The 26,000-nt window shown below is 68.4% G+C and carries 22 protein-coding genes; 13 read left to right on the forward strand and 9 right to left on the reverse strand.

Going from position 1 to position 26,000, the window contains the following annotated elements; all coding sequences use genetic code 11:
- Window positions 1-20: 20 nt before the first annotated feature.
- Window positions 21-1,661 carry an acyl-CoA synthetase gene (locus ACMV5O_RS10825; RefSeq protein ID WP_416163475.1) on the reverse strand — a complete coding sequence of 547 codons (1,641 nt, stop codon included), beginning with the start codon at window positions 1,659-1,661 and terminating at the stop codon, window positions 21-23.
- 218 nt (window positions 1,662-1,879) lie between these two features.
- On the opposite strand from ACMV5O_RS10825, the gene ACMV5O_RS10830 reads away from it, so the two are divergent.
- Both ACMV5O_RS10830 and ACMV5O_RS10835 read left to right on the forward strand, forming a co-directional pair.
- The gene (locus tag ACMV5O_RS10830) at window positions 1,880-3,424 is read left to right on the forward strand and encodes a PAS domain-containing protein (RefSeq protein ID WP_416163476.1); all 1,545 of its coding nucleotides are present in this window, start codon (window positions 1,880-1,882) and stop codon (window positions 3,422-3,424) included.
- A 94-nt stretch (window positions 3,425-3,518) separates the two neighbouring features.
- Window positions 3,519-4,250: a response regulator transcription factor gene (locus ACMV5O_RS10835; RefSeq protein WP_416163477.1), complete on the forward strand. Its 732-nt coding sequence runs from the start codon at window positions 3,519-3,521 to the stop codon at window positions 4,248-4,250.
- Window positions 4,251-4,370: 120 nt separating this feature from the next.
- Here ACMV5O_RS10835 and ACMV5O_RS10840 read toward each other — a convergent pair whose 3' ends face one another.
- On the reverse strand, window positions 4,371-5,033 hold the full coding sequence (locus ACMV5O_RS10840) for a FeoB small GTPase domain-containing protein (protein ID WP_416163478.1): 663 nt from the start codon (window positions 5,031-5,033) through the stop codon (window positions 4,371-4,373).
- Window positions 5,034-5,253: 220 nt separating this feature from the next.
- Between ACMV5O_RS10840 and ACMV5O_RS10845 the strand changes: the two genes are divergently transcribed.
- The 10 genes from ACMV5O_RS10845 to ACMV5O_RS10890 all read left to right on the forward strand — a co-directional run bounded on the left by ACMV5O_RS10845 (window position 5,254) and on the right by ACMV5O_RS10890 (window position 13,835).
- Window positions 5,254-5,553 carry a hypothetical protein gene (locus tag ACMV5O_RS10845; protein WP_416163479.1) on the forward strand — a complete coding sequence of 100 codons (300 nt, stop codon included), beginning with the start codon at window positions 5,254-5,256 and terminating at the stop codon, window positions 5,551-5,553.
- 15 nt (window positions 5,554-5,568) lie between these two features.
- Window positions 5,569-6,180: a 30S ribosomal protein S4 gene (gene rpsD, locus ACMV5O_RS10850; protein ID WP_416163480.1), complete on the forward strand. Its 612-nt coding sequence runs from the start codon at window positions 5,569-5,571 to the stop codon at window positions 6,178-6,180.
- Window positions 6,177-6,473, forward strand: a complete 297-nt coding sequence (locus ACMV5O_RS10855) for a hypothetical protein (RefSeq protein ID WP_416163481.1) — start codon at window positions 6,177-6,179, stop codon at window positions 6,471-6,473. The genes rpsD and ACMV5O_RS10855 overlap by 4 nt, the downstream gene beginning before the upstream one ends.
- A gap of 248 nt (window positions 6,474-6,721) precedes the next feature.
- Entirely contained in the window at window positions 6,722-7,099 is a 378-nt protein-coding gene (locus ACMV5O_RS10860; RefSeq protein WP_416163482.1) for a DUF6746 family protein, read from the forward strand.
- A 309-nt stretch (window positions 7,100-7,408) separates the two neighbouring features.
- Window positions 7,409-7,537, forward strand: coding sequence for a hypothetical protein (locus tag ACMV5O_RS10865; protein WP_416163483.1), 129 nt, complete (start codon window positions 7,409-7,411; stop codon window positions 7,535-7,537).
- A gap of 244 nt (window positions 7,538-7,781) precedes the next feature.
- Window positions 7,782-9,842, forward strand: a complete 2,061-nt coding sequence (locus ACMV5O_RS10870; RefSeq protein ID WP_416163538.1) for a TonB-dependent receptor plug domain-containing protein — start codon at window positions 7,782-7,784, stop codon at window positions 9,840-9,842.
- Window position 9,843: 1 nt separating this feature from the next.
- Window positions 9,844-10,875 (forward strand): ABC transporter substrate-binding protein, encoded by a 1,032-nt coding sequence (locus tag ACMV5O_RS10875; protein WP_416163484.1) that lies wholly within the window; start codon window positions 9,844-9,846, stop codon window positions 10,873-10,875.
- A complete protein-coding gene (locus ACMV5O_RS10880; protein WP_416163485.1) occupies window positions 10,872-11,663 on the forward strand; it encodes an ABC transporter permease in 792 nt (263 codons plus the stop codon). The genes ACMV5O_RS10875 and ACMV5O_RS10880 overlap by 4 nt, the downstream gene beginning before the upstream one ends.
- On the forward strand, window positions 11,660-12,526 hold the full coding sequence (locus ACMV5O_RS10885) for an ABC transporter ATP-binding protein (protein WP_416163486.1): 867 nt from the start codon (window positions 11,660-11,662) through the stop codon (window positions 12,524-12,526). Before ACMV5O_RS10880 ends, ACMV5O_RS10885 begins: the two co-directional genes overlap by 4 nt.
- Before the next feature lie 13 nt (window positions 12,527-12,539).
- Entirely contained in the window at window positions 12,540-13,835 is a 1,296-nt protein-coding gene (locus ACMV5O_RS10890; protein ID WP_416163487.1) for an NnrS family protein, read from the forward strand.
- A gap of 40 nt (window positions 13,836-13,875) precedes the next feature.
- Here ACMV5O_RS10890 and ACMV5O_RS10895 read toward each other — a convergent pair whose 3' ends face one another.
- The 7 genes from ACMV5O_RS10895 to ACMV5O_RS10925 all read right to left on the reverse strand — a co-directional run bounded on the left by ACMV5O_RS10895 (window position 13,876) and on the right by ACMV5O_RS10925 (window position 24,645).
- Complete coding sequence (locus tag ACMV5O_RS10895; protein WP_416163488.1) at window positions 13,876-14,559, reverse strand: Fe2+-dependent dioxygenase; 684 nt, start codon at window positions 14,557-14,559, stop codon at window positions 13,876-13,878.
- 38 nt (window positions 14,560-14,597) lie between these two features.
- On the reverse strand, window positions 14,598-15,719 hold the full coding sequence (locus ACMV5O_RS10900; RefSeq protein ID WP_416163489.1) for an alpha-hydroxy acid oxidase: 1,122 nt from the start codon (window positions 15,717-15,719) through the stop codon (window positions 14,598-14,600).
- 58 nt (window positions 15,720-15,777) lie between these two features.
- Window positions 15,778-16,953, reverse strand: a complete 1,176-nt coding sequence (locus ACMV5O_RS10905) for a DUF1513 domain-containing protein (protein ID WP_416163490.1) — start codon at window positions 16,951-16,953, stop codon at window positions 15,778-15,780.
- 129 nt (window positions 16,954-17,082) lie between these two features.
- Window positions 17,083-19,428 (reverse strand): TonB-dependent receptor, encoded by a 2,346-nt coding sequence (locus tag ACMV5O_RS10910; RefSeq protein ID WP_416163491.1) that lies wholly within the window; start codon window positions 19,426-19,428, stop codon window positions 17,083-17,085.
- A 422-nt stretch (window positions 19,429-19,850) separates the two neighbouring features.
- Complete coding sequence (locus tag ACMV5O_RS10915; RefSeq protein WP_416163492.1) at window positions 19,851-21,248, reverse strand: efflux transporter outer membrane subunit; 1,398 nt, start codon at window positions 21,246-21,248, stop codon at window positions 19,851-19,853.
- Window positions 21,249-21,358: 110 nt separating this feature from the next.
- Window positions 21,359-23,386, reverse strand: a complete 2,028-nt coding sequence (locus ACMV5O_RS10920) for a MacB family efflux pump subunit (protein ID WP_416163493.1) — start codon at window positions 23,384-23,386, stop codon at window positions 21,359-21,361.
- Window positions 23,383-24,645 carry an efflux RND transporter periplasmic adaptor subunit gene (locus ACMV5O_RS10925; RefSeq protein WP_416163494.1) on the reverse strand — a complete coding sequence of 421 codons (1,263 nt, stop codon included), beginning with the start codon at window positions 24,643-24,645 and terminating at the stop codon, window positions 23,383-23,385. The genes ACMV5O_RS10920 and ACMV5O_RS10925 overlap by 4 nt, the downstream gene beginning before the upstream one ends.
- A gap of 294 nt (window positions 24,646-24,939) precedes the next feature.
- Here ACMV5O_RS10925 and ACMV5O_RS10930 point away from each other — a divergent pair, with 294 nt between their 5' ends.
- Window positions 24,940-25,938, forward strand: a complete 999-nt coding sequence (locus tag ACMV5O_RS10930; protein ID WP_416163495.1) for a cytochrome-c peroxidase — start codon at window positions 24,940-24,942, stop codon at window positions 25,936-25,938.
- The last annotated feature ends 62 nt before the right edge of the window (window positions 25,939-26,000 follow it).

Here is a 26,000-nt window from a genome sequence, read left to right on the forward strand (position 1 = left end):
TCGGGGGTCTTGCAGGATGCTTATTCGATGGCCGAAGCGGACTTGGCCATCTCGCGCAGGGCGAACTTCTGGATCTTGCCGGTCGAGGTCTTGGGCAGGACGCAGAACTCGATGTGCTTGGGCACCTTGTAGCGCGCCAGGTGTTCGCGGCAGTGGGCGATGATGTCGTCGGCGGTGACGCCGGCGCCGTCCTTGACCTCGATGTAGGCGGCGGGCACCTCGCCCCACTTGGCGTCGGGGCGGGCGACCACGGCGGCGGTCATCACCGCCGGATGGCGGTACAGCACCTCTTCCACCTCGAGCGAGGAGATGTTCTCGCCGCCCGAGATGATGACGTCCTTGGAGCGGTCCTTGATCTTGACGTAGCCGTCCGGGTGCATCACCGCCAGGTCGCCGGTGTGGAACCAGCCGCCGGCGAAGGCCTCGTTGGTGGCCTTCTCGTTCTTGAGGTAGCCCTTCATCACCAGGTTGCCGCGGAACATGATCTCGCCCATGGTCTCGCCGTCGGCGGGGACGGGTTCCATGGTGACCGGGTCGAGCACGGTGATCGCTTCCTGCATGTGGTAGCGCACACCCTGGCGGCCGTTGCGCTCGGCGCGGCGGTCGATCGGCAGCGCGTCCCACTCGGGGTGCTTGGCGCACACCGAGGCCGGGCCGTAGGTCTCGGTCAGGCCATAGACGTGGGTGATGTCGAAGCCGATGCGCTCGGCGCCCTCGATGATCGCCGCCGGGGGCGCGGCACCGGCGATGAGGCCGGCGACGCTGTGCTCGATGCCGGCGCGCAGCGCGTCGGGGGCGTTGATCAGCATCCCGTACACGATCGGCGCGCCGCACATGTGGCTGACCTTGTGGCTGCGGATCAACTCGAAGATCAGCGCCGGATCGACCTTGCGCAGGCAGACGTTGACGCCGGCGTTGGCGGCCAGGGTCCACGGGAAGCACCAGCCGTTGCAGTGGAACATCGGCAGTGTCCACAGGTAGACCGCGTGCTGCGGCATGCCCCAGCTGATGATGTTGGAGGCGGCATTCAGGTAGGCGCCGCGGTGGTGGTAGACCACGCCCTTGGGGTTGCCGGTGGTGCCCGAGGTGTAGTTGAGCGCGATCGCGTCCCACTCGTCGGCGGGCAGGCGCCACTGGTAGTCGGGGTTGCCGCCGGCGAGGAAGTCCTCGTATTCGAGGGTGCCGACGCGCTCGCTGCCCGGATATTCGGAATCCAGCGCGTCGATGACGAGCGGCTTGTCGCCGTCGAGCAGCGCGAGCGCGGCGCGGATCACGCCGGCGAACTCGGGGTCGGTGATCAGCACCTTGGCTTCGCCATGCTTGAGCATGAAGGCGATGGCTTCGGCGTCGAGCCGGGTGTTGAGCGTGTTGAGCACGGCGCCGGTCATCGGCACGCCGAAGTGGGCCTCGAACATCGGCGGCACGTTGGGCAGCATCACCGCCACGGTGTCGCCCTTGCCCACGCCATGGGCGACCAGCGCGCTCGCCAGGCGGCGGCAGCGCGCGTAGGTCTGTGCCCAGGTATCGCTGCGCGCGCCATGCACGATGCTGGTGCGCGTGGGGTACACCATGGCCGTGCGCTCGATGAAGCTCAGCGGCGACAGCGGCACGTAGTTCGCCGGATTCTTGTCCAGTCCTTGTTCGTATGCAGTCTTCGACATCCTTCTCCACTCCCAGATGTGCAACAGGTTGGTGATCGGGCGGGCATGCACGGGCAGGGCCCGGCATCCATACCGTCGGGTATGGAGAATGGCAAAAGATCTTGTCTGTAATTGCGTGGGAATGTACTGAATCTTGTCCTGCGCTTGCCGGCGCAGCGGGCGGACATAGAATGGGGCGTTTTGGGCCTGCGGCGGCGGGCGGGGGGAGCGGCAGGAACATGAGTCGGGATCAGCACACGTCGGGCGAAGAGCGGCTCAGCCACAGCGAGCTGCGCCTGCGCCAGATCACCGACACCATCCCGGCGCACGTGGGCTATTTCGACCACGACTGGGTGTTCCGCTACGGCAACAAGCGCTACGCGCAGTGGTTCGGCACCACCAGCGAGGCGATGAAGGATCGCCCCATCCTCGAGGTCATCGGCCCGCATGTGTTCGCCCAGGTCGAGGACAAGGTGCGCCGCGCGCTCGCCGGCGAACAGGTGAGCTACGAGTACAGCATGCCCGGCCCAGGCGGTGAGATCCTGTTCACCCGCAGCACCCTGGTGCCCGACTTCGGCCCGGACGGCGAGGTCATCGGCTGCTATGTGCACGCGGTCGACGTCACCGAGCAGCGCCGCACCCAGACCGCGCTCGCCCAGGCGCAGAAGATGGAGGCGATCGGCCAGCTCACCGGCGGGCTCGCGCACGACTTCAACAACATGCTGACCGTGGTGATGGGCAACCTGCAGGGCCTGGTTGAGGCGCTCGGCGATCATCCCGCGGTGGCGGAGTACGTCGAGCCGGCGCTGGCGGCGGCCGAGGGCGGGGCCGGCCTGGTGCGGCGCCTGCTCGCCTTCTCGCGCCAGCAGCCGATCGCGCCGGTGGTGGTCGAGGTCAACGAGCTCGTGCTCGACATGGCGCGCATGATCCGCCGCTCCCTGCCGAGTACGATCGCGATCTCGGTTGCCTCGCGCGACCTGGACCTGCGTGCCCTGGTCGACCCCAACCAGCTCGAGAGCGCGCTGCTCAATCTCGCCCTCAACGCGCGCGACGCCATGCCGAACGGCGGCGAGCTGCGCATCGAATGCTCGCTGGAGTGCCTCGAGGGCCGGGCTGCGGACGATATCGAACTGCCGCCCGGCTGCTACGTGCAGATCGCCGTCGCCGACAACGGCACCGGCATGGACGGCGCCACGCTGGCGCGCGTCTTCGAGCCCTTCTTTACCACCAAGACCTTCGGTCGCGGCAGCGGCTTGGGGTTGCCGATGGTCTACGGCTTCATCAAGCAGTCCGGCGGCGGGGTGCGCATCCGCAGCCGGCAGGCGGTGGGCACGACGGTGTCGCTGCTGCTGCCGCAGGCGCCGCGCGCGGCCGCGCCCGCGGCCGTGCCAGCGACGAGCGCGGCGCCGCCCGCGGTGTCGCTGGAGGGGCGCCTGGTGCTGCTGGTCGAGGACGATGACAAGGTGCGCGACGTGGTGCGCAAGCAGCTCTCGATCCTGGGCTGCGCGGTGCTCGAGGCCGAAAGTGGCCACGAGGCGGCCGACATGATCGAGAATATCCCCGCGATCGGGCTCGTGCTGTCGGACATCGTGATGCCCGGTGGCATGGATGGGCGGGCGCTGGCGCGCTTCGTGCGCCGCTTCCGGCCCGAGGTGCCGGTGGTGCTGATGAGCGGCTATGCGGAGCGGGCCGAGGCCGGGCGCGAGGACGCCGAGGTGCCGGTACTCGACAAGCCCTTCACCCAGGCGCGCCTGGTCGAGGTGCTGCACGCCGTACTCGCCTGATCGCGCGGCTGGCGTCGGCTGCTGTCCGGGGGCGTCGGCTGGAAGCCGGCGCGGTGCGCCCGTCGAGGGGCAGGCCCAGCGTGGCCAGAGCGGAATGCGCGGAGGTTGGGATTTGAGCGACAAGGCACGGGCCCTGGTTCACGTGGTCGAGGACGATGCCGCGGTGGCACGGCTGATCAGCAGCACGCTGGAGCGCTTCGGCTACCGCAGCGCCGTGTTCCCGACCGGCGGCGAGTTCCTGCGCCAGCTGCGCACCCAGGCCCCTGATCTCGCCATTCTCGACCTCGGTCTGCCCGACATGGATGGCATGGAGGTGCTGCAGCAGCTGCGCAGCCGCCACCGCTTCGGCCTGCTCATCGCCACCGGCCGCGACGACACGCATGATCGCGTGATGGGCCTGGAGCTGGGCGCCGATGACTACGTGGTCAAGCCCTTCGAGCCGCGCGAGCTGATCGCCCGCGTGCGCAGCATCCTGCGCCGCTACCAGCCCGAGCCGGCCACCGGCGCCCAGCCGCCGGACACCGCGCACTTCGCCGGCTGGACCTTCGAGCGCGCCACCCATCGCCTGGTGTCGCCCGAGGGCGTGGAAGACACGCTGAGCCTGGCCGAGTCGCAACTGCTGATCGCCTTCCTCGAGCGTCCCAACCAGATCCTGTCGCGCGAGCAGCTGCTGGCCGGGCGCGACGTGTGCGCGCTCGACCGCAGCATCGACCTGCGCGTGTCGCGCCTGCGCAAGCGTTTCGAGCAGGGCGGACACAGCGGCAAGTTCATCAAGACGGTGTATGGGGCGGGTTACCTGCTGGCGGCCACCGTCAGCTGGAGCTGAGGCCGAGGTGGCCGCAACAGTCCGCGGGCGCACCCGCCTGTAGGGGCGGGCTTGCCGGCGAAGGTCGCGGCGTCGGGCGAGCCTGCTCGCACGCGGCGGCCGGCGCGCGGAGTCTCCGACTCAGGCCGGTTCCGCCCAGATGTGGCGGGCCACCGCATGCTCGATGGCGAGCTCGACGTGCTCGCACAGCAGCACCGTCATCGGGGTCTGCTGCAGCACCTTCACCGCGTGCGCGGCCGACAGGCCATAGGCGTGGAGCTGCTCGCGCTGCAGCGCGTCGATCGCGTCGCCGAAGTCGGTGATGCGCACCATTCGGCCCGCGGGGGTGGCGGTGAGGCGGATGCGTTCGCGCGCGAGGCGCGCGGGGGAGCGAATCGCGTCCGCTGGCGGCGGTGAGTTCGGCGAGCACGGCGCGCACGTGCTGGCTGTTGGCCTGCGCGGCCAGCCAGGCCTCGATCTCGGGTCGCGGCCGATGGCCAGGATCGCCAGCCCGCGGGCTGCCAGGCGCGGATGCGGGCAGTCGCTGCGGATGAGCGCTTCCAGGCGGGCGATGTCGCGCTCGAGTGCCGGGTCGTAGCGCAGCAGCGGCGCCGGCACCGCGGCGCGCGCCAGGGCATCGGTGAGCGCGCCGACGCCTTCGCCGCCGGTTGCCACCGTGGCCACCACCGGCACGCCGAGCGCCTCGGCCAGCGCCGGCGCGTCTACCGTCACCCCGTGCGCCTTGGCCTCGTCGGTCATGTTGAGCGCCATCACCATCGGCACCCCGAGCTCGGCGAGCAGCACTGGCGGGGGAAAGCGAAGATGCGCAGTCCATGGGGGCGGGGGTCCGGAAACGAGTTTGCTCAGAGAATGATAATCGGTCGCATGTTTAGATTTACTGATTTAGCTCAAAAGCCTTGGTGATCGCGCCTGTCTCGCGAAGCTTCTCGGGGCGCCGATGGGAGGCTTGACATCGTCTGTACCTTAAATAATAGTGAGAACGATTCGCAAAACGGAGATCGTCATGAGCCCGAATACGAGCGTGGAGCAAACCCGGCTGCTCGCCGGGGTGATCGCTCATCTGTCTCGCTACCTCGAGACCGGCTGTCCGCGCGCCGCCGAGCGGGCGGGGCTGCTACTGCGCCATCTCGACGCCAGCGTCATGGATCAGGAGTTGATGACATCGTGCGAAGCACTCGACCGAGCGATCTCCCGCCCGCACATCCCCGGCAGCGCTGGCGCGCCAGCGGCGTCCTCGACTTCGAGGCGGCCTCGCTTGCGCTCTTTGCGCGCCTGCGTTGCAGGCCTCCCGTCACCGAATTGATCGAAGGAGAACATTTTGTCCCGTTACACCGGTCCCCGCCTGAAAGTGATGCGTGCCCTCGGCACCGAGCTGCCGGGCCTGTCGCGCAAACCGCTCGGTGAGCGCAACTACCCGCCCGGCCAGCACGGCCAGCGTCCGAAGCGAAAATCCGGCTTCGGCGTGCAGCTGATCGAGAAGCAGAAGCTGCGTTTCAACTACGGCCTCACCGAGCGCCAGATCCAGCGCCTGTTCCGCGAGGCCAAGCGCGACCGCGGGCCGACCGGCGACAAGCTGCTCGAGCTGCTTGAGCGCCGCCTCGACAACTTCGTGTTCCGCGCCGGCTTCGCGCCCACCACCGTGGCGGCGCGCCAGCTCGTGCGTCACAAGCACGTGCTGCTCAACGGGCGGGCGGTGAACATCCCGTCGATCCGCGTGCGGCCGGGCGATCGCATCCAGCTCTCCGAGCGTGCGCGCAGCATTCCAATCGTCGTCGAGGCGCTCGCCGAGCCGGCCCTGCGCCGTCCAGAGTGGCTGGCTTTTGATGAGGCCGCGGTGGCGGCGACGGTGACGCGTACGCCTTCGCCCGACGAAGTGCCGTTCCCGGTCGACGTGCAGCAGGTCGTCGAGTACTACGCGGTGCGGCTGTGAGCGCGCACGTCTTCGCCAGCCGGCCGGCAGCGGTGCCTGCCGAGGGCGCCGAGTACGATACGCACCCGGAGCTCGCGCTGGCCGCGGTGCTGCAGATGCTGTCGCGCTTTCCGGCACGCCGATCGCCGGTGCTCGCGCAGGCCATCGCACGCCATTTCGACATGATCGGTCGCGACCCCCGCATCCCCGCGTGCGTGCGCGAGTGCGCGGAGCGGCTGGTGGGCGACTGGCAGGCGTATGCGCTGCTCGGCGAGGCCGCGTCCGAGGAGCGCGCCGGCGGCGTGCTGCATTGAGGCTGAAGTCATGACATCCCGAGCATCGACGAGGAGGCAAGGATGAGCAAGAAATGCTGCAAGAAGGACAAGCCCTGCAAGGGATGTCCGCGACGCAACAAGTAAGGGGTTGGAAAGCAGCGGCATTGACAATTCGCAAATAGGAATGATTGTCATTGCTGCTACTATTCTGCATGTTCAGCCCTCGCTCAGGTCGGTCCCGGTTCGGGGCAGGCGGGCAGGGCATCGAAAAGACAGGAATTGCGCACATGAAAAGTCTGATCCTGACCGCCACGGTCGTCCTCGCCGCCTTCGCCAGCCCGGCATGGGCTTCCGGCGGCGGGCCGAAAACCGCCCACTTCGAGGCCAAGCCGGCCGAGACGCTGACCCAGGCGGTGGCCAACTTCGCCGAGTACAACGACAAGCTGCGCGCGATCCTGGAGGGCAAGGTCACCGACTCGGACATGGCCGACGTGCACCAGCTCACCTACACGCTCGAGAACGCACTGAAGAAGATCAACGAGGAAATGTCCACGCTCGCGGTCACACTCGAGGAGGTTCATCAGGCGTCCGAGAAGCTCGATCGCGACGCGGTGATCAAGCATGGGCGCGCCTATCTGTCGGTTGCCGACGAGGTCGTGAAGTAAGCCCTTGGTCGGCGCATCGCGCCGTGGGGCGCAGCGGCCGATCGGCCTTGGCGCGCGCTGCGCAGGGCCGAGTCGTTGCCGCATTCTCCTCACGGGCTGCTCACAAGGCAGCCCGTTCATTTTTTCCCTGTTCCTGCAAAGGAATGATCATCTCGTCTCCGCAATCCGGGCTGCGCCCGCTCGTGCTTGCCACCCTGCCGGCCAGCTGCTCCGCCCCGGCCCTCGCCGAGCGGCGATGGCCGTCGATGACGCCGGTCGCTTGAGCGTGGCGGGGCCAAGCTCGAGTTCGGCTGGAGCCCCGACGAAGCGGTGCGCGGCTACGAGGGTGCGGCGGGCTTCGGCCCGATCGACACCGTCGAGGTGGAGTTGGGCTTCGGGCGTGCGTATGTCTTGCTGAGCGAACAGCGAGCGCTCGAAGCCTCGCGCGTTTCGCACTGAGACGGTTCCGGCCTGGGGCGGGACCGTTATGGAGATCCTGATGAGCGAGAAGTGCTGCAAGAAGGACAAGCCCTGCAAGGGCTGCCCGAGATTCAAGAAGTGATTTCGGCAAGCGAGCGCACGCAGATTTGATTGGAATCAAATAGGAATGATTCGCGTTTAATTAAAGTTGGCTCACCTGATCCGAATCATCCCGGGCAAGCCAGCCGTCGCCAGCCAGCTCGACTACTCGATGGAGTTGTTTATGGAACTGCGCATGCGCGCAATGGCGTTGGCACTGCTGGGTGTCTCTTTCGCACCATCCCTGCTCGCCGCAGGTGAAACCGTGCTCGGCGAGCAGGTTGTGACCGCCAAAGGCTACGCCGCCGACGTGCAGGAGACACCCCAGGCGATCGAAGTCCTGCGTCCGGCCACGGCGGGCGCGGCGGTCGTCGGCGATCTGTTGCGAGGCAAGCCGGGGCTGGCGGCCCAGTCCGACGGAGCCTGGGGACAGAACCCGGTCTTGCGCGGCCTCAAGAAGGAAAGCGTCGTCGTCATGGTCGATGGCCTGCGTGTGAACTCGGCCCAGCCTCAGGGGGCGATTGCGTCCTTCATGGATCTCGGGCTGCTCGACCGTGTCGAGGTCGTCAAGGGGCCGGGCTCGGTGCTGCACGGCAGCGGAGCCATGGGCGGGGTCGTCAACCTGCTCACGCCCGAGGCGGCCTTCACCGCGGAGGAGCGCATGGGCGGCCGTGCCGGCGTGCGTTTCAGCGGTGTCGACAAGGGTGTGGCCGGTGCGCTGCTGGTGCAGCGCTCGAACGCCGATCACGCGCTGGTGCTGGGTGTGGCCGGGCGCGACGTGGATGACTACCGCAGCCCCGACGGGCGCGAGGACCGGACCGGTTACCAGTCCGACACCCTGCTGGCCAAGTATCGCCATCGCCTGACCGACGACGTCAGCCTGCGTCTGAATCTGCAGCGCCATGAGGACGAGGACGTGTGGTATCCGGGCTCGGCCCGCACCGGCGCGGGCATTCCGCGTCCGCTCGGCGTGGCGACCATCCATTCGCCCAAACAGCGCCGCGAGCTCTACGAACTGGGCGTCGATGCGAAGCTTGGCGAAGGGCAGCTGTCGGCCGAGATCTATCGCCAGGAAGTGTTTCGCCAGATCCGTGCCCGCGCCGAAAACCTCGGCCGCGACTACGTACGCAACGACGTCTCCTTCACGACCGATGGCGCGCGCGCCAAGTATGTGTTCCCGGTCGGCGGGGACCATCTGCTGACGGTCGGGGCCGAAACCTGGCGCATGAAGGGCGATCCCGAGCGCTACATGGACAACAACGCGCCGTTCTTCAACAACAACGTGCGCAACGATCCGTTCTCGGATGGCGAGATCGAGGCGGTGGGTGTGTTCGTGCAGGACGAATTCGCGCTTGGCGCCACCCGCATCGTTGCCGGACTGCGCTACGACCGCGTCAGCGGTGACGCGGCGCAGAAGGGGGCGGGGCCGTCGGCCCAGACGACCGGTCTGGACAACACGGACAACAACCTGTCGTGGTCGCTCGGGGCGAGCCATCCCCTCACCGAAAGTCTCAACGCCTACGCCAACGTCGGCCGCGCCTACCGCGCCGCGGACATGCGTGAGCGCTTCGAGGATTCGGCGCGCGGCGACGGCTACTACCACGTCGGCAACCCGCAACTCGATCCGGAAGTCTCGACCAGCTTCGAACTCGGCCTCAAGGGCGCAGGTGCCGGGCTGAACTACCAGCTGGCGGCCTTCTACACGCGCATCGACGACTACATCGCCGGACGCATCACCGGCGCGTCCCATCCGGGCACCGGCTTGCCGCTCAAGCGCACCGAGAACCTCGACAAGGTCACGATCTACGGCGTCGAAGGCAGTCTCAGCGCGCCGGTGGGCGCCTACGTCGCCGATGCCGGCTTCACCTGGCTGCGTGGCAAGAACCATCAGGACGACGAGCCGCTGTACCAGATGCCGGCGCCCGAGCTGACGCTGGGCATCGGCCAGCCGGCCGAGCGCGGCTTCTACTGGCGCGCGCAGTTGCGCGCGGTTGCCGAGCAGGATCGCATCGCGACGAAGTTCTCCAATGGCACGGAGGACGCGACCTCCGGCTTCGTCACCGCCGACGCCGAGCTGGGCTGGCGTTTCGGCGCGGTCGGCGCCTTCGATGCGGCCACGCTGGCCGTCGGCCTGCACAACCTGGCCGACAAGCGCTACCACGAGCACCTGACCGATGGCGTATCGGGCCAGGAACTGGCGGCGCCGGGTCGCGGCATCACCTTGAGTCTTTCCGGGAGTTTCTGACATGCAGACACCACGCCCACCCTTGCCCGGCTGGAGCCGGCTCCTGTTGCACGCGTGCGTGGTGCTCGCATTCCTGGTCGTGACCGGCACCGCCGACGCGCAGAAGCTGCCCAGGTTGACGCTCGCCGGGCCCTCGGCGGCGGTGTCGAATCCGCTGATCCACATGGTCGACTCCGGTGCGCTGGCCGACGTTGCCGAGGTTGTCGAGTTCGTGCCCTGGCGCGACCCCGACCAGTTGCGCGTGATGGCGCTCGACGGCCGCGCCGACGTGCTGGCGATGCCGACCAACGTCGCGGCCAACCTCTACAACCGCGGTGCGAAGCTGCGGATGCTCAACGTGTCGACCTGGGGTGTGCTGTGGCTGGTGTCGCGCGACCCGGCGCTCAAGTCGCTTGCCGACCTGCGCGGCAAGGAGCTGGCGATGCCCTTCCGCGGCGACATGCCCGACATCGTGTTCCAGTTGCTCGCCGAGCAGCAGGGCGTGGACGTCCGCAAGGACCTGAGCCTGCGCTACGTCGCCAGCCCGATCGACGCAATGCAGTTGCTGGTGATGCGCCGCGTCGACCACGCGCTGCTGGCCGAGCCGGCGGTGTCGATGGCGCTGCGCAAGACGGGCTCCTTCCCGATCAGCGTCATTGCGCCGGAGCTGCATCGCAGCGTTGACCTGCAGCAGGAATGGGGGCGGGTGTTCGCGCGCGCCACCCGCATCCCGCAGGCCGGCATCGCGGTGATGGGGGCGTTGCGCGAGCGTCCGGACGTGGTTGCACGCATCGAGGCCGAATATGCCCGCTCGCTGGCCTGGTGCCGCGCCAACGCGGAGGCCTGTGGCCGCGGCGTCGCCGCCCGCATCGACCTGCTGACCCCCGAGGCGGTGGCCGACTCGATCGCCGTCAGCCAGATGGAGGCGGTGCCGGTGCAGGCCGCGCGCGCCGAGCTCGAATTCATGTTCGGCCAGCTGGTGAAGAAGAATCCGGCGCTGGTCGGCGGCAAGCTGCCCGACGATGGCTTCTATGGCGGAGCCGCGAAGCCATGAGCCTGTTGCGTGCCTGGTTCGCTGGTTTGCCCGCCTACCTGTGGGGCGGCTGGGGTGCGATCGCCAGCCTGTTCCTGCTGCTGGCCGCCTGGGAGGCGGTCAGTCTGGTTTACGGCCCGCTGGTGATGCCCGACCCGCGCTCGGCCTTCGCCACGCTGTGGGGCCTGATCGACAGCGGCGCCGCCTGGCCGGAGCTCGCCGCCACCGCACGCCGCGCGCTCTCGGGCTATGCCCTGTCGGTACTGGCCGGCAGCGTGCTCGGTCTTGTTGCGGGGCTGTCGATGACCGCGTCGATGATGTCGCGCCCGCTCGTGACCGTGCTGATGGGCACGCCGCCGATCGCCTGGCTGGTGCTGGCGATGCTGTGGTTCGGCGCCAGCGACGGCACGCCGGTGTTCACCGTGTTCGTCGCCGCCTTTCCGGTGATCTTCATCGGCGCGCTGCAGGGCACGCGCACGCTCGACAACCAGCTGCGCGGCATGGCCGAGGCCTTTCGCCTGCCGCGCCGCATGATGTTCCTCGATGTCTATCTGCCGCACGTGGTGTCCTACCTGTTCCCCGCCTGGATCGCTGCGCTCGGCACGGCCTGGAAGGTGGTGGTGATGGCGGAGCTGCTCGCCACCCAGGACGGCGTGGGCGCGGCGCTGGCCGTGTCGCGCTCGCATCTCGATACGGCGGCCACGATGGCCTGGATTGCCGCGGTGGTCGGCCTGCTGCTGGCGGTCGAGTACCTGGTGCTGGAGCCGGTCAAGCGCGAGGTGGAGCGTTGGCGGGAGCAGGGCGCATGAGCGGCGAACTGCGCGTTCGTGGCCTGTCGCACGCCTTCGCGCGCGACGAGGTGCTGGCAGGCATCGACTGTCGCGTGTGCGCGGGCGAGGTGGTGGCGCTGGTCGGCCCTTCGGGCTGCGGCAAGACCACCTTGCTGCATCTGGCGGCCGGCCTGCTGACGGTGCAGGAGGGCGAGGTGTCGAACCGCTTTGGGACCACCGCCTTCATGTTTCAGCAGCCACGCCTGCTGCCGTGGAAGACGGCAATCGACAACATCGCGCTCGGCCTCAAGGCGGCCGGCGTCGGGCGCGACGAGCGCCAGTTCCGCTCGCGCGAACTGGCGCTGCGCCTGGGGCTGGCGCATCGCGACCTCGACAAGTTTCCGCACCAGTTGTCGGGCGGCATGCAGAGCCGGGTGGCGCTCGCGCGCGCGCTGGTGCTGGCGCCCGATCTGTTGCTGCTCGACGAGCCGTTCTCGGCGCTCGACGTCGGCCTCAAGGAAGAGCTCTACCGCCTGCTGCTGGCCCAGCAGGCGGAGCGCAGCATGGGGGTGTTGATGATCACGCACGACCTGATGGAGGCAGTGAGGCTGTCGGACGCGATCCTGGTGATGGCGCCCGAGCCCGGGCGCATCGTGTGCCGCTTCGCGCTCGGCCAACCGGCGGCGACCCGCGACGACGCCTGGGTCTATCACCATACCGCCGAGTTGCTGCAGACGGCGGCGGTGCGCGAGAGCTTCGGATTGCCGCCTGCCGTGGCGGCCCCTGCAGCCGGCCTCGCGCCGCAGGCCGGGGCGGCAGCGCGTCCGGCGTCGGGTCTGCGCCTGGTCGTGCCGGCCGAGCCGGTGCTGAGCGCGCGCGGCGGCGCGCGTTGCGGCGGCTGAGGAGCGCGAAGCCATGTCTCATCCCATCGACCACGAACCGTTCGGCCGGCTGTTCGACCGGCTGGCGGCACGGCCGCTGTTCATGTGCGGCTTCCGCCCCTTCTTCCTCGCTACCGCCATGTATGCGGTGCTCCTGCTGCTGATCTGGCAGGGCTTTCTCGCTGCGGGGCTGGGCGTGCCGGCCGTGCCCGGCGGCCCGGTCGTGTGGCACGCGCATGAGCTGATGTTCGGCTTCGGGCTCGCGGCGGTGGCGGGTTTCCTGCTGACGGCGGTGCCCGAGTTCACCGCCACGCCCGCCTTCGGTCGTCGCATCGCACTCGGCATGGTCCTGCTGTGGACGGCGGCACGCCTGGCGTTCTGGTTGTCGGGAACCCTGGGGTTGGCGGGGGAGGTGCTGGCCGCGTTGCTCAACGTGGGTTTTCTAGGTGCGCTGATCGTGATCGTCGCGCCACGGCTGTGGCGCGACCCCGAGCGGCGCCATCTCGCCTTCCTGTGGGGGCTGGGTGCGATGTGGATCGCGCTGGCGGGTTTCCATGCCGATGCGCTCGGCGGCGCGTATCCGATGCGCTGGGTGCGGGTCGGCGTCGGCGTGATGATGGTGCTGATCGTGGTCGCGCTCAGCCGCATCTCGATGCGCATCGTCAACGATGCGCTGGATGCCGAGCGCCTGCGCCGCGATGCCGGCGCGGCTCGCCGTCACGCTGAGGATGACGATCTGCCCGACTATCGTGCGCGCCCCCCGCGGCGCAATCTCGCCATCTTCGGCGTGGCGCTGTACACCGTGGCCGAGTTCTTGCTGCCCGGCTCGGTCATAGCCGGCTGGGTCGCGCTGGCGGCCGCGGCGGCGGTGCTGAACCTGCTGAACGACTGGCATGTCGGCCGCGCCCTGCTGTCGCGCTGGGCCTTCATGCTCTACGCGGTGTATTGGCTCAAGGCAGCGGGCTACGCGCTGATCGGCCTGTCCTTGCTCGGCGCGCCGGTGGCGCCCAGCGCGGGACTGCACCTGCTGACGGTCGGTGCGATGGGCGTGTCGATCTTCGGCGTGCTGTGCATCGCCGGGCGCACGCATGCGGGCTATGAACTGGATCTGCGGCCGTGGGTGCTGGTGGCCGCGGCCGGGCTGTTGGCTGCCGCGCTGGCACGCGCGGCATCCGGCCTGCCGGGGATGCCGTTGGCCGGCCTGCAGGCGGTGAGCGCGGCCGCCTGGGTGCTGGGCTACGGTCTTGCAGCGCGCTACCTCGGCACGGTGTTCGTTGGTCCGCGGCCGGATTCGGGGACGGGCTGCGAGGAAGTGCTCCGCGAGGCGTAGGACGGTGGACAGTGGGCGCTTTTGGCCCAGCTGCCCTGATTCAGGGCTTCGCCCAGCGCCGCAGCAGATTGTGATACACGCCGGTGAGGCGCAGCAGGTCGGGGTCGTCCTGGCGCCCTGAGGCGGTCAGACCCCGGATGGATTGATCGAGGTCGTACAGCAGCGTGCGTTCCCCTTCGTCCTGCACCAGGCTCTGAATCCAGAAGAAACTGGCGATGCGCGCGCCGCGCGTGACTGGCGTGACGCGATGCAGGCTGGTCGAGGGGTAGAGCACCATGTCGCCCGCCTCGAGCTTCACCGTCTGTACGCCGAACGGACCTTCGATCTCCAGTTCGCCGCCTTCGTACTCGTCCGGCTCGGCGAGGAACACCGTGGCTGACACGTCCGTACGCACCGTGATGTCGGTGCCCGGCACCGTCATCAGGGCGCTGTCGACGTGGGCGCCGTAGGTGCCACCGCCGCGGTAGCAGTTGAACTTGGGCGGGTAGATGCGCTGCGGCAGGGCGGCGGAGATGAATTCCGGGTGGCTCCCCAGCTTGCGCAGGATGTGGTTGCCGAGGCGGGTGGCCAGATCCGAGCCGTCCGCCAGTTGCAGGTTGCGCTTGACCTGGCTGGCGAGCGTGCCGGCGGTCTTCAGCCCGTCTTCCCACTGCGCCTGGTCGAGGTGCTGGCGGAACTGGCGGACTTCGTCCTTGGTGAGGACCTTCTCGATTGAAATGAGCATGATGTGAATCGCGTACAGGACAGGGTTTGGACTGAGGTTCAGGCGGGGCGGTGGGTGACGCAGTCCGCCGTGATCTCCTGCAGTGTGGCGCAGCCGGCGAGTGCCATGCACAGCTCCAGTTCTTCGCGCAGCAGCTTCAGCATGTGGGCGACACCGAGCGCGCCGGCAACGGCCAGCGCGAAGACCTGCAGACGCCCGACCAGCACCGCGTCGGCGCCACGCGCCAGTGCCTTGAATACGTCGCTGCCGGCGCGGATACCGCTGTCGAGCAGGATGGGGTAGTCAGCACCGACCGCGGCGCGCACGGCGGGCAGCGCGTCGAGGCTGGCTGGCACGCCGTCGAGGGCGCGGCCGCCATGGTTGGAGACGATGATCCCCGCAACCCCGGCCGCCTTCAGCGCCAGCGCGTCGTCGGCACGCAGCACGCCCTTGACGATGACCGGCAGGCGGGTGTGACGCATCAGCCAGTCCAGGTCATCCCAGGTCGGCGCCTCCCGCATCAGGCCCTGGAAGATGAGGCTCTGGCCGCGTTCGAGTTCGACTGGTGGCGGCGTTGCATGATGGAGGAGGTTGCCCGGACGCACGGCGTCAGGCATGCGGAAACCTGCCCTCTGTGCGCGAAGGCTGGGACTCTGCACGACCGCATCCAGTGTCACGACCAGTGCGCCATAGCCTGCGGCCTCGGCGCGGCGGACAAGGTCGAGCGTGCTGTCGCGCAGCGGCTGGAAGTAGAGCTGGAACCACTTTTCGCCCCGGCTGCAGGCGGCGATGTCCTCGAGCGGCCAGGCCGACAGCGTGCTGACGACCAGGCCGGCGTCGGTCGCTGCGGCGGCGCGCGCGGTGTCGAGTTCGCCTTGCGGGTGGGCGAGGGTCTGGAAGGCGAGCGGCGCAAGCAGGATCGGATGACGCAGTTCGTGGCCGAGGAGCGTGAGGCGCGTGTGCCCGGCGGTCAGGTCCCGCAGCAGCCGTGGCAGGATCTGCACGCGCTCGAAGGCGTCGCGGTTTGAGCGCAGCGTGGCTTCGAATCCGCTCCCGCCGGCGATGTAGGCGTGGTGCGGGGCCGGCAGGAAGTGCGCAGCGAGCGATTCGTAATCCTGTGCGCACAGGATCTCGGGCGGAATCCGCGACAGGGGTGGGCGCGGCGTTGCGGTGTCGTTCATTCGATATGCCCTGCAGTGACCGGGGCTCAGCCGACGGCAGGCTCCGGCACCCGGTGGATCAGGCTTCCTCGATCAGGATCCAGTGATTGTCGAGCGCCATCGGCTCCGGCCACGCGAGCAGGTTGGCGGGGGCGCTCGGATGCCAGCGACCCAGTCCGTAGGCGGTGGCGACCAGCACGCCGCCGCCGTCCTGCGGGCCGTGCCAGCCGGCCAGTGCATACGACGCCTTGAGCTGCACGATGGGCCGCATCTTCTCGGGCAGACCGGGGTGCCACAGGTTGGTGACGTCGGCCTGGTGGCTGGAGAGCGCGAAGCCGTCATGCAGCGCCGGGGCGATGTCGCCAGCGTAGCCGATGCCGTCGTTCTCCTGCGTCGGGACGCTCAGGTGCTCGCCATCGAACACGGCCAGGATCGGGGCGCGACGACGGTCGGCCTCGAGGTCGTGTTCGGCCTGCATCGCGATGCCGAGCAGGGCGTCGCCACCCTGCGGCGGGCGGCTCCAGGCCATGTGGCGCAGGCTCAGCCTTGGGTCGTCGATGCGCCACTGGCCGAGCAGGGCGCCGTTGGCGGTGTCGATGCGCACGAGCGAGGCGTCCATGCGGTGGAGGTCGACCTTCTTGTCGCTCAGTGTGCGCGGGATGCCGCCATTGGCGACGAACAGGTGGCCCTGGGCGTCGAGCAGCAGCTGGTGCGGGTCGAGACCGTGGGTATCCCATTCGGCGAGCTTGCGCAGGCTGCGGCGGTCGCGCACGCCAACCCTGCCCTTGCCGCTGCGGAAATCGGTTTCGGTGGTGTACAGGTGCTCGCCATCCGCCGATGCGATGACATGGCCGCCGAGTCGGCACATGCCCTCTTCCTGCACGTCGATCTGCTGCATCACCTTGCCCTGCGTATCGCAACGCAGCATCCAGGTCCCGGGGCGTGCACTGCACACCAGTAGCTCGCCGCCGGGCTCGGCCATCAGTCCGTGAGGCCGGCTCGGTAGCGGCACCATATAGCCGAAGCCGAGCTTGCGCGCTTCCCAGTCAGCGACGAGGGTGCCGGCGAAGTTCGGGTCGCTCGCGCGCGGACCCCGCCAGGCGGCGCCGACGACCGCGCGCGTCCCGCTCGGTCCGGCCTGGGCCGCGCGCGGCATGAGGATGCTTGCCGTGCCTGCGGCCAGTGTCTGAAGGGCGCGGCGACGCGAGATGCTGAAACGCGGGGGATCGAGGTAAGGCGTGGGTTGGGCGTGCATGGTTGCTCCGTCTTTCGAAGGTCGGCTTGCCGACCACGTGCGCGGAAAGTCAGTCAGGCATGATTGTTCAAAACGAAAACGGCCGGGCTGCGCGCTGAGGCGCGGCCCGGCCGGGAAAAGCACTAGGACTTAGAAGTCATAGTTCAGGGTCACGCGGGCATTGCGCGCGTCACCCATGTACAGGAACGAACCCGAACGGTAGCCGGCCAGGTAGTAGTCCTTGTCGGTCACGTTGCCCACGTTCAGACGCACGTCCATGTTCTTGTTGATGCGGTAGTTCGCGAACAGGTCGAGCACGGTGTAGGAGGGGATCGGCTGCGTATACTCGCCGTTCGCGTTATAGCCGGCGGCCGAGTCCGGTTGACCGGCGTACTTCTTGCCTTCGTACTTGACCGCGCCGCCGAACGAGAACTTGTCGGTCGCCTGGTACTTGAGTTGCACGAACGCTGTGTTGTCAGCGAAGTTGCTCAGCACCTTGCCTTCGTTGTCCGCCACATTCGAACGCAGGACCTCGGAGTCCATTAAGGCCACGCCCGCCTGGCCGGTCAGCTTGGGGGTGATCATGCCGGTCAACGCCAGTTCGAGACCGCGGACGCGGTTCTTGCCGGTGTTGAGCGCGCCGGTGGACTCATAGCCGCTACCGCTCGGCGCCGATTCCATCACGTCGGACTTGGTGATCTGGAACAGCGCAGCGGACAGCAACAGCTTTTCGTCCATCAGGTTCCACTTCGTCCCGAGTTCGATGCTCTGGGTCTTTTCAGGCTTGCTGTCGGCAATGTCGACGCCGTTGTTGTTATCCACGCAGATGCCGCCGTAGCCGCAGCTGGAACCGACGTCGGATTCGCCGCCGTTGATGTCGCTGGCGGTAGCGTAGCTGACGTATACGTTCGCGTAGGGCAGGAACTTGTAGGTCAGGCCAACATGGCCGTTCCAGAGGCTGTCGGAGTAGTCGTAGTTGGTGGTGGTGCCCCGCGAAATGGTGGTGGTGTCGAAGTCATAGCGGTCCCAGCGCAGGCCGGCAAAGGCGGTCCACTTGTCGGTGAGGTCCACTGTATCCATTGCGGATAGGGAGACCGTCTTCACGTTCCAGTCGATGTCCCAGTCACCCTTGGTGATCTGGCGGTTCATCAGGCTGTTCAGCCCGTTCACCGCGAGGCCGTTGCCCCCGATCGCGCACCAGGCGTTGTTGGCGGCGGCATTGCCCGTGATGCAGTTCTGGCCGGAGTTTGCAACGTCATAGACGCCGTTCAGCACGCTGTGGTCTGAGTATTCGAGGCCAAAGATGAACTCGTGCTTCAGGCCTCCGATCTCGCGGTCAAGGTGCAGGTTGGTTTGATTGACGAAGTAGTCGACCTCCTGCCATCCCTGATGCGTACTCAGCGTGATGGTGTCTGCACCTGCGTTCGGGTCGTTGGCACCGCGGACTGCGGCGCGGGCGCCGGTGACCACATAGCCGTTGTCGGTCTGGCCGAAGCGCGTCAGGTTGGTCACGCGGGTGTCGGGGGAGAACTGATAGCGCAGGCGGGCAGTGACGATGTCCACGTCGGATTCGAGGAAGTCCTGCGACTGCGCATACACCGGCACATTCTTGGCCGGCTTGCGATTCGGCACGGTGCCGACCAGGAAGCCGCCCATGTCGGGGTTGTCTTCGGCGTCGAGACCATAGTAGTCGAAGGTCAGGTCGAGCTTGTCGGTCGGGGTCCAGAAGGTGGACAGCGCAATGCCCTTGCGATCGCGGTCCGCCGGGTCGCGATCGGGTACTTCCTCGTAGCCGTAGAGCAGGTTCGCGCGCACGGCGAGGTCTTCATTGATGACCTGGTTCGTGTCGACCGTCAAGCGGGTGTGCTTGTCGGTGCCGAAGCCGGTGGACAGGCGGGTGTAGTCGTAGGCGGTGGTGGCCTGCTTGGTCACCGAGTTGACCGCGCCGCCCGAGGTGCCGCGGCCGGCGAAGCTGGAGTTCGGGCCCTTGGAGATCTCGACCTGCTCGGTGGCGAAGCTCTCGCGGATGGTCATGCCGGGGTCGCGCAGGCCGTCGACGAACACGTCGCTGCGGGCTTCCTGGCCGCGGATGATGTAGCGGTCGCCGAAGGCGTTGCCGTTTTCGCCGGTGCCCAGCGTGATACCGGGCTGGGCGTCGAGGATCTCGCGCAGATCGGTGTAGCCAGAGTCTTCGATCTGGGCCTTGGTCAGTACCTGGATGTTCTGGGCGGTGTCGGCGAGCGCGCGCTTGTGGCGCTCGTCACCCGAATATTTCGCCTTGTAGGGCACGCCGGGTTCGGCGTTCGGGTTGGCTTCCAGCGCGGTGTCGATGACGTTGACCGTCTGCAGGGTGGATTCGGCGGCAGGCTTCTGCTCCTGCGCGACGGCGGCCATCGGCACCAGGACGGCGGTCGACAGCCCGAGGGCCATGGCTGCTGCGGCGGGGCGCTTGCGCAGCGAGGCAGGCTGCTTGGCGTGCGGGTTCTTCGAGGACATCGGTCTTCCTGATCACGTATTGCGAGTTGTTTTGAAGTGATCAGCCCGGCTTGCTGGAGAGGTGTCGAGCGTGCGCAGGGCGGTGCGCTTGGGTGGTTCCCCGCAGGCGAGCGTGCGACGTCCATCGGAGGGATGGGCGTCGTGCGCTGCGCGCGGACCTGGGACGGATCTCCGGTTCAAGCGTGTTGGGCTGCTTGGCTGGCTGATCCGTCGCTGCGGAGTGGCTCGCTACTTCCCTGATTGCGGATGTTCCGATCGGCCGGAAACGTCCGCGCTTGTTACCTGCTGTTGCAGATGGCGCTCATTCTCGGAAAGGCAGCAGACAATGTCAACGCAAGTACGAATTATTCTCATTATTACAACTTGTCCATGCCTCACACTTGTCCGTCTGGCAGGTGTCCATGGGCCTCGCGGTGCTTGCGTCAGGAAGGCGGTGTTTCGGCCGCCCACCCACCCCCCAGCGCCTTGTACAGCGCCACCGCATCCGTAAGCCGCGCCAGCCGCAACGCGGCGAGCTGGTCTTGCGCCGAGAACAGCGTGCGTTGGGCAACGAGCACGGTGAGCAGGCTGTCGGCGCCTTCGCGGTAACGCAATTCGGCCAGGCGCAGGCTGCGCTGGGCCTCGGCGAGGATCTCGCGCTGGGCGGCCTCCTGGTTGGCGTCGCGGGCACCGTCGGCGAGGGCGTCCTCGACTTCCTTGAGCGCGACGAGGATGGCGCGGCGGTGGGTTTCGAGCAGCTCGCGCTGGCGCGAACGCTGGATGTCGACGTCGGCGCGAAGGCGGCCGCCATCGAAGATGCTCTGCAACACGTTGGCCGAGATCGACAGCGTGCGCGTGGTGTCGGCGAGCGACAGCAGCGCTACGCTGCCGACGCCTGCGCCCGCCGACAGGCTGATGCCGGGCAGCAGCGCGGCGCGCGCGGCGGCGATGTTGGCGGCCGCAGCGGCGAGGCGGGCTTCGCTGGCGGCGAGGTCGGGGCGGCGCAGCAGAAGCTCGGAGGGCAGACCGGCGTCGACCCCCGGCACCTGCAGAGCGGCGAGGCGCTCCTCGGTGGGGAAGCCGGCCTGCGGGTTGCGGCCGATCAGGATGGCGAGCGCGCTGCGCGTCTGGCGCAACTGCACTTCGAGCGGTTCGATTGCCTGGCGCTGGTTCAGCACCGTGGTGCGCTGCTGGCTCAGTTCGAGCGCCGACGCGGCGCCGTTGTCATAGCGCACCTGCACCACGCGCAGCACGCGTTCGGCGATGGCGAGGTTCTGGCGGGCGATGTCCACGCGCTCCTGCAAGGCCAGGGTCTGGAACCAGGTTGTCGCCACGCTTGCACTGATCGACAGGCGTGCCGCGTCGTGGTCGAAGCGGGTGGCGGCGAGGCCGGCGCGGCTGGCGTCCACGCCGGCGGCGAGGCGGCCCCAGAGGTCGAGCTCGTAGCTGGCGCCGATGCTGAGGCTGGTCGTGGTCGTTTCGTTGTTGTCCACATTGCGCGCGCCGCTGCCGGCGCTGAGGTCGAGCGTCGGAAACAGCGAGGCCCCCGCCTGGCGCAGCGCGAGTTCGGCCTGCACGACGCGCTCGGCCTGGATGCGCAGGTCGGGTGCTGCGACCAGCGCCTCGGCGACGAGGGCGTCGAGCGGCGCCGAGCCGAAGTCCTGCCACCAGGCGTCGTGGATGGGCGCAGCCGGCGTGGCCGCGCCGCCGGTTTCGGCCCATTGTGCCGGCAGGTCGAGGTCGGCGCGGACGACCGGTTCGGTGAACGCACAGCCGGCGGTGATGGCGAGGAGCAGGACGGCGGGCAGCAGGCGGGTGCGCCGGAAGGGGGGGGCGACCATGCTGGCTTGCCCGCGAAAGCGGCGGTTCGGGCTGCGATTCTCGTGGGCAGTGCGGGTTATCTTCACGGAAGCGGGGGCGCGTGTGGCGGATTGAATGCGCATGTACAGCCTTATTCCGATGCGAGGGCGACCACCGGGTCGAGGCGGGCGGCCTTGCGCGCGGGCAGGTAGCCGAACACCAGGCCGGTGAGGAACGCGCAGCTGAAGGCGAGCACGACGGGTGTCAGCGAGTACTGCACGGCGGTGCCGAAGGCTTCGATGATCGCCGAACTGCCGAGACCGACCGCGACCCCGATCAGGCCGCCGACCGCCGACACCACCAGGGCCTCGATCAGGAACTGCTGGAGGATGTTCTTGGTGCGTGCGCCGGTCGCCATGCGGATGCCGATCTCGCGCGTGCGCTCGGTCACCGACACCAGCATGATGTTCATGACCCCGATGCCGCCCACCAGCAGCGAGATGGCCGCCACCGTGCCGAGCAGTACGGTGAGCGTGTTCTGCGTCTCGGACACGGTGTCGATCACCGATGCCATGTTGCGGATCTGGAAGTCCTCCACGCCGTGGCGGGCGAGCAGCAGGCTGTGCACCGCCGCCTGGGTGTCGTCGATCTGGCTGACGTCCTCGACCGCCACCGTGACGTTGCGCAGGAAGCGCTGCCCGGTGAGGCGCAGGCTGCCGGTGGTGAAGGGCACGAAGACGATGTCGTCCTGGTCCTGGCCCCAGGGCGTGGCGCCCTTGGGCGACATCACGCCGACGACCTGGAAGGGGATGTTGTTCACCAGCACGAACTCGCCCACCGCGTCGCCCGCCGGGAACAGCGCATTGGCCACGGTCTGGCCCAGCACCGCGACGGTGGCGTAGCGCGCCTCGTCCTCGGCGCTGAAGAAGGTGCCGCTGGCCGGCGCCCAGGTGCGCGCCACCACGTAATCGGCCGAGGTGGCGTTGACGCTGCTGCGGTGGTCGACGTTGCCGGCGCGAAGCGTGATGGTCGCGCCCTGCTCGGGCACCGAGGCGAGGATGTTGGGCAGCTCGGCGATCGCCTGCACGTCCTCGATCACCAGGGTCGCGGGGGCGTCGCGCCCGCGCGTATTGGGGGCGCCCGGGCGCACGGTGAGCAGGTTGGTGCCCATCGCGCTGACCTGGTCGATGACCTTCTGCTTGGCACCATCGCCGATCGCCAGCATGGCGATCACCGAGGCGACGCCGATGACGATGCCGAGCAGGGTCAGGATGGCGCGGAACAGGTTGGCGCGCAGCGCGCGCAGCGCGGTGCGGGTGGCCTCGATGACGTCGGACAGCGGCGAGGTGCGATCGACGTGGGGGGCGAAGTCGGGCTCCTCGCCCTGCAGCGGGCGCGGACCGGGGTCGGCGACGATGCGGCCGTCGCGGATCTCGATGATGCGGCTAGCCTGCTCGGCGACCTCGCGCTCGTGGGTGATCAGGACGATGGTGTGGCCGGCGGCGGAGAGTTCGCGCAGCAGCTTCATGACCTCGGCGCCGCTCTTGCTGTCGAGGGCGCCGGTGGGCTCGTCAGCGAGGATGATGCGGCCGCCGTTCATCAGCGCGCGCGCGATCGACACGCGCTGCTGCTGGCCGCCGGAGAGCTGGTTCGGGCGGTGGTGGATGCGCTCGGCCAGCCCGAGGGTGGCGAGCAGTTCCTCGGCGCGGGCGTGGCGCTCTTCCGGCGGCATGCCGGAATACACCGCCGGCACCTCGACGTTGTCGCGCGCGGTGGCGCCGCCGATCAGGTTGTAGCTCTGGAACACGAAGCCGAAGGCCTCGCGACGCAGGCGCGCGAGCGCGTCGCGGTCGAAGCCGGCGACGTCCTCGCCCATGAAGCGGTAGGTGCCGCCGCTGGCGCGGTCGAGGCAGCCGAGGATGTTCATCAGTGTCGATTTGCCCGAGCCGGAGGCACCGACGATGGCGACGAACTCGCCGGGGTAGATCTCGAGGTCGATGCCGTGCAGCACCCGCGTCTCGACTTCACCCGTGATGAAGCTGCGCGTGATGCCGGCGAGCGCGATCAGGGGCGCCGCGGCGGGCGCCGGCTGTGCCTCGCGGGGTGCAGCGGCCAGCCTCGCCGCCTCCTGCGCAGGCGCGTCCATGTCGGCCGGCGGGGGGAGCTGCTCGGCCTTCATAGCCGCGGCGTCATCCGGGGACGACTGCCGGAGGCGCCGCCGGTGCTGAGGCCGGACACCACCCGCTCGCCTTCCTGCAGCCCGCTCAGCACCTGCGCCTGGACGCGATTGGTGACGCCGATCTCCACCGCGCGCTCCTCGAGTGCGCCACGCTCGCCGACGACCCGAACCGCGGCCTTGCCGCCCGCAGCGGGGACCCCGCTCGCAGCAGGGCCACGCCCCTGGCCCGGGCCGCGGCCGGCGCTGCCCGTCTGCGGCGGTCGCGGCGCGCCCTGGCTGAGCGCGCCCATCGGGATCAGCAGCGCGTCCCTGGCCTGGGCGACGATGAAAAAGACCTGCGCCGTCATCTGCGTCATCAGCCGGCCGTCGGGGTTGGGCACGTCGAACAGCGCGTTGTAGAGCACGACGTTGTTGGTCACGGTGGGCGTGGGTTCGATCTTCTCGAGCGTGCCATGCCAGCGCTTGCCGGCGCCGCCCAGGGTGGTGAAGTAGGCCTCCATGCCGAGCTTGAGGCGGCTGACGTCGGCCTCGGAGACCTGGGTCTGCACCGTCATCGTGCTGAGATCGGCGATGCGCATCACCACCGGCGCCTGCTGGTTGGTGTTGAGCGTCTGGCCCTGGCGCGCGGTGATCGACACCACGGTGCCGGTCATCGGCGACAGGATGCGGGCGTACTGCAGGTTGGCCTCGTCGGCGCGCAGCGTCGATTCGATCTGCTCGATCTGCGCGCGCAGGGCTTCGAGCTGGGCCTCGGCCGACTTCGCCGAGGCTTCGGCCGTCTGCAGGCTCTCCTTGGTGGTGGCGTCCTCGGCCATCAAGGCCTGCTGCCGGCGCAACTGGATGCGGGCGAGGGCGAGCTGGGCCTCGCGGTCCTTCAGCTGCGCGCGCAGGTTGCGCAACTGGGCGCGCGAGGCGTCCACCCGCGCCAGGTAGACGGTGGGGTCGATCTCGGCGAGCAGCTCGCCTTCCTTCACCTCGGTGCCGACCTCGACATGGATTTTCTCGAGCTGGCCCGAGACCTGGGCGCCGACGTCCACGTAGTCGCGCGGCTGCAGCGTGCCGGTGGCGGTGACGACGTCTTCCACCGTACCCCGCTGCACGTTGGCGAACTGGTACGGGGCGAGCGGATCGCGCTCGCCGAAGAGCTGCGGCCAGGCGAACCAGGCGCCGGTGGCGGCGGCCGCGGCTGCGATCAGTAACAGGCGCAGACGCCAGCGCGGGCGCGCAGGTTTCGAGTGGGGGCTGAGGGGGCTTGGCATGTTACGTGGGGGCTCGACCGTCTGCGCGGCCGCCTGGAGAGGTGTTCGACGGGGGAAGCATAGCGGCAGGCCTGCTTCGGCTTTGTATCGGATTGAAGCATGCCTCGCGCCAGGAAGACTCGGCAGTTCCAACTTCGTTCATCGGATGAAAGCTTGATTAAAGTCAAGATACGACCATCTTCAATCCCGTCTAATCGGTCCTGTGGATTAGAACAGTTCTAAGCGGGGTGTCCCCCGATGTGCCAGTGCTGTGCCTGGCGCGAGGAATTCATGGTGCAAACAAGGAGAAGCATGATGCTGAAGCTGAAAGCCGTGGGAGTGGTGGTGGCGCTGGCCGTGGCCGGTGGGGCGTGGGCGGCAACGGCCCGTGACGAGCCGATCAAGCCGATCGAACCGGCCAAGGTTACCGAGCCAGCGAAGGTCGAACTGGGCAAGAAGCTGTGGTTCGAGCCCCGCCTGTCGATGTCCGGCATCATCTCGTGCAACACCTGCCACAACCTGTCGCGGGGCGGCACTGACAACCTCAAGACCTCCATCGGTCACGGCTGGAAGGCCGGCCCGGTGAACTCGCCGACGGTACTGAACTCCAGCCTCGCCATCGCCCAGTTCTGGGACGGCCGCGCCGCCAACCTGCAGGAGCAGGCGGGGGGGCCGATCCAGGCTGACGTCGAGATGAACATGCCGCACACGCTGGCGCTCGACGTGCTGCAGTCGATCCCGGGCTATGTCAGCGAGTTCAAGACCGTGTTCGGCAAGGAACAGATCGACATGGACATGGTGACGGCCGCAATCGCCGCCTTCGAAGAGACCCTGGTCACCCCGAACGCGCGCTTCGACCAGTGGCTCAAGGGCGACGACAAGGCGCTCGACGCCAAGGAACTGGCCGGCTACACGCTGTTCAAGGAAAGCGGCTGCGTCGCCTGCCACAACGGCCCGGCTGCGGGCGGCACCTCCTTCCAGCGCATGGGCGTGGTCGAGGCCTACCAGTCCACCTCGCCGGCCGAGGGACGCTCGGCGGTGACCGGCGTGGATGCTGACCGCTTCAACTTCAAGGTGCCCACGCTGCGAAACGTGGAAATGACCTACCCTTACTTCCACGATGGTGAAGCCGCCACGCTGGAGCAGGCGGTGGATATCATGGGTCGCCTGCAACTGGGCCACACCTACAGCGAGGACGAGATCGGCAACATCGTCGCTTTCCTGAAGACGCTGACCGGTGACCAGCCGCAGATCACGATGCCGATCCTGCCGCCGTCGAGCAACGCCACGCCGCGCCCGGATCCCTTCAAGTAAGGACAAACGGCAGGTAAGGCGACAGGCGCCCGTGCAATCAGCCGCGGGCGCCTGTTGACGTT

It is taken from the genome of Thauera sp. WH-1, from assembly GCF_047806685.1.
GTDB lineage: Bacteria > Pseudomonadota > Gammaproteobacteria > Burkholderiales > Rhodocyclaceae > Thauera.

Coding starts and splice junctions, on each gene's coding strand:
- ACMV5O_RS10825 (WP_416163475.1), bottom strand. CDS start 1,661: ATGTCGAAGACTGCATACGAACAAGGACTGGACAAGAATCCGGCGAAC.
- ACMV5O_RS10830 (WP_416163476.1), top strand. CDS start 1,880: ATGAGTCGGGATCAGCACACGTCGGGCGAAGAGCGGCTCAGCCACAGC.
- ACMV5O_RS10835 (WP_416163477.1), top strand. CDS start 3,519: ATGCGCGGAGGTTGGGATTTGAGCGACAAGGCACGGGCCCTGGTTCAC.
- ACMV5O_RS10845 (WP_416163479.1), top strand. CDS start 5,254: ATGAGCCCGAATACGAGCGTGGAGCAAACCCGGCTGCTCGCCGGGGTG.
- ACMV5O_RS10860 (WP_416163482.1), top strand. CDS start 6,722: ATGAAAAGTCTGATCCTGACCGCCACGGTCGTCCTCGCCGCCTTCGCC.
- ACMV5O_RS10870 (WP_416163538.1), top strand. CDS start 7,782: ATGGAACTGCGCATGCGCGCAATGGCGTTGGCACTGCTGGGTGTCTCT.
- ACMV5O_RS10875 (WP_416163484.1), top strand. CDS start 9,844: ATGCAGACACCACGCCCACCCTTGCCCGGCTGGAGCCGGCTCCTGTTG.
- ACMV5O_RS10880 (WP_416163485.1), top strand. CDS start 10,872: ATGAGCCTGTTGCGTGCCTGGTTCGCTGGTTTGCCCGCCTACCTGTGG.
- ACMV5O_RS10885 (WP_416163486.1), top strand. CDS start 11,660: ATGAGCGGCGAACTGCGCGTTCGTGGCCTGTCGCACGCCTTCGCGCGC.
- ACMV5O_RS10890 (WP_416163487.1), top strand. CDS start 12,540: ATGTCTCATCCCATCGACCACGAACCGTTCGGCCGGCTGTTCGACCGG.
- ACMV5O_RS10895 (WP_416163488.1), bottom strand. CDS start 14,559: ATGCTCATTTCAATCGAGAAGGTCCTCACCAAGGACGAAGTCCGCCAG.
- ACMV5O_RS10900 (WP_416163489.1), bottom strand. CDS start 15,719: ATGAACGACACCGCAACGCCGCGCCCACCCCTGTCGCGGATTCCGCCC.
- ACMV5O_RS10905 (WP_416163490.1), bottom strand. CDS start 16,953: ATGCACGCCCAACCCACGCCTTACCTCGATCCCCCGCGTTTCAGCATC.
- ACMV5O_RS10910 (WP_416163491.1), bottom strand. CDS start 19,428: ATGTCCTCGAAGAACCCGCACGCCAAGCAGCCTGCCTCGCTGCGCAAG.
- ACMV5O_RS10915 (WP_416163492.1), bottom strand. CDS start 21,248: ATGGTCGCCCCCCCCTTCCGGCGCACCCGCCTGCTGCCCGCCGTCCTG.
- ACMV5O_RS10920 (WP_416163493.1), bottom strand. CDS start 23,386: ATGAAGGCCGAGCAGCTCCCCCCGCCGGCCGACATGGACGCGCCTGCG.
- ACMV5O_RS10925 (WP_416163494.1), bottom strand. CDS start 24,645: ATGCCAAGCCCCCTCAGCCCCCACTCGAAACCTGCGCGCCCGCGCTGG.
- ACMV5O_RS10930 (WP_416163495.1), top strand. CDS start 24,940: ATGCTGAAGCTGAAAGCCGTGGGAGTGGTGGTGGCGCTGGCCGTGGCC.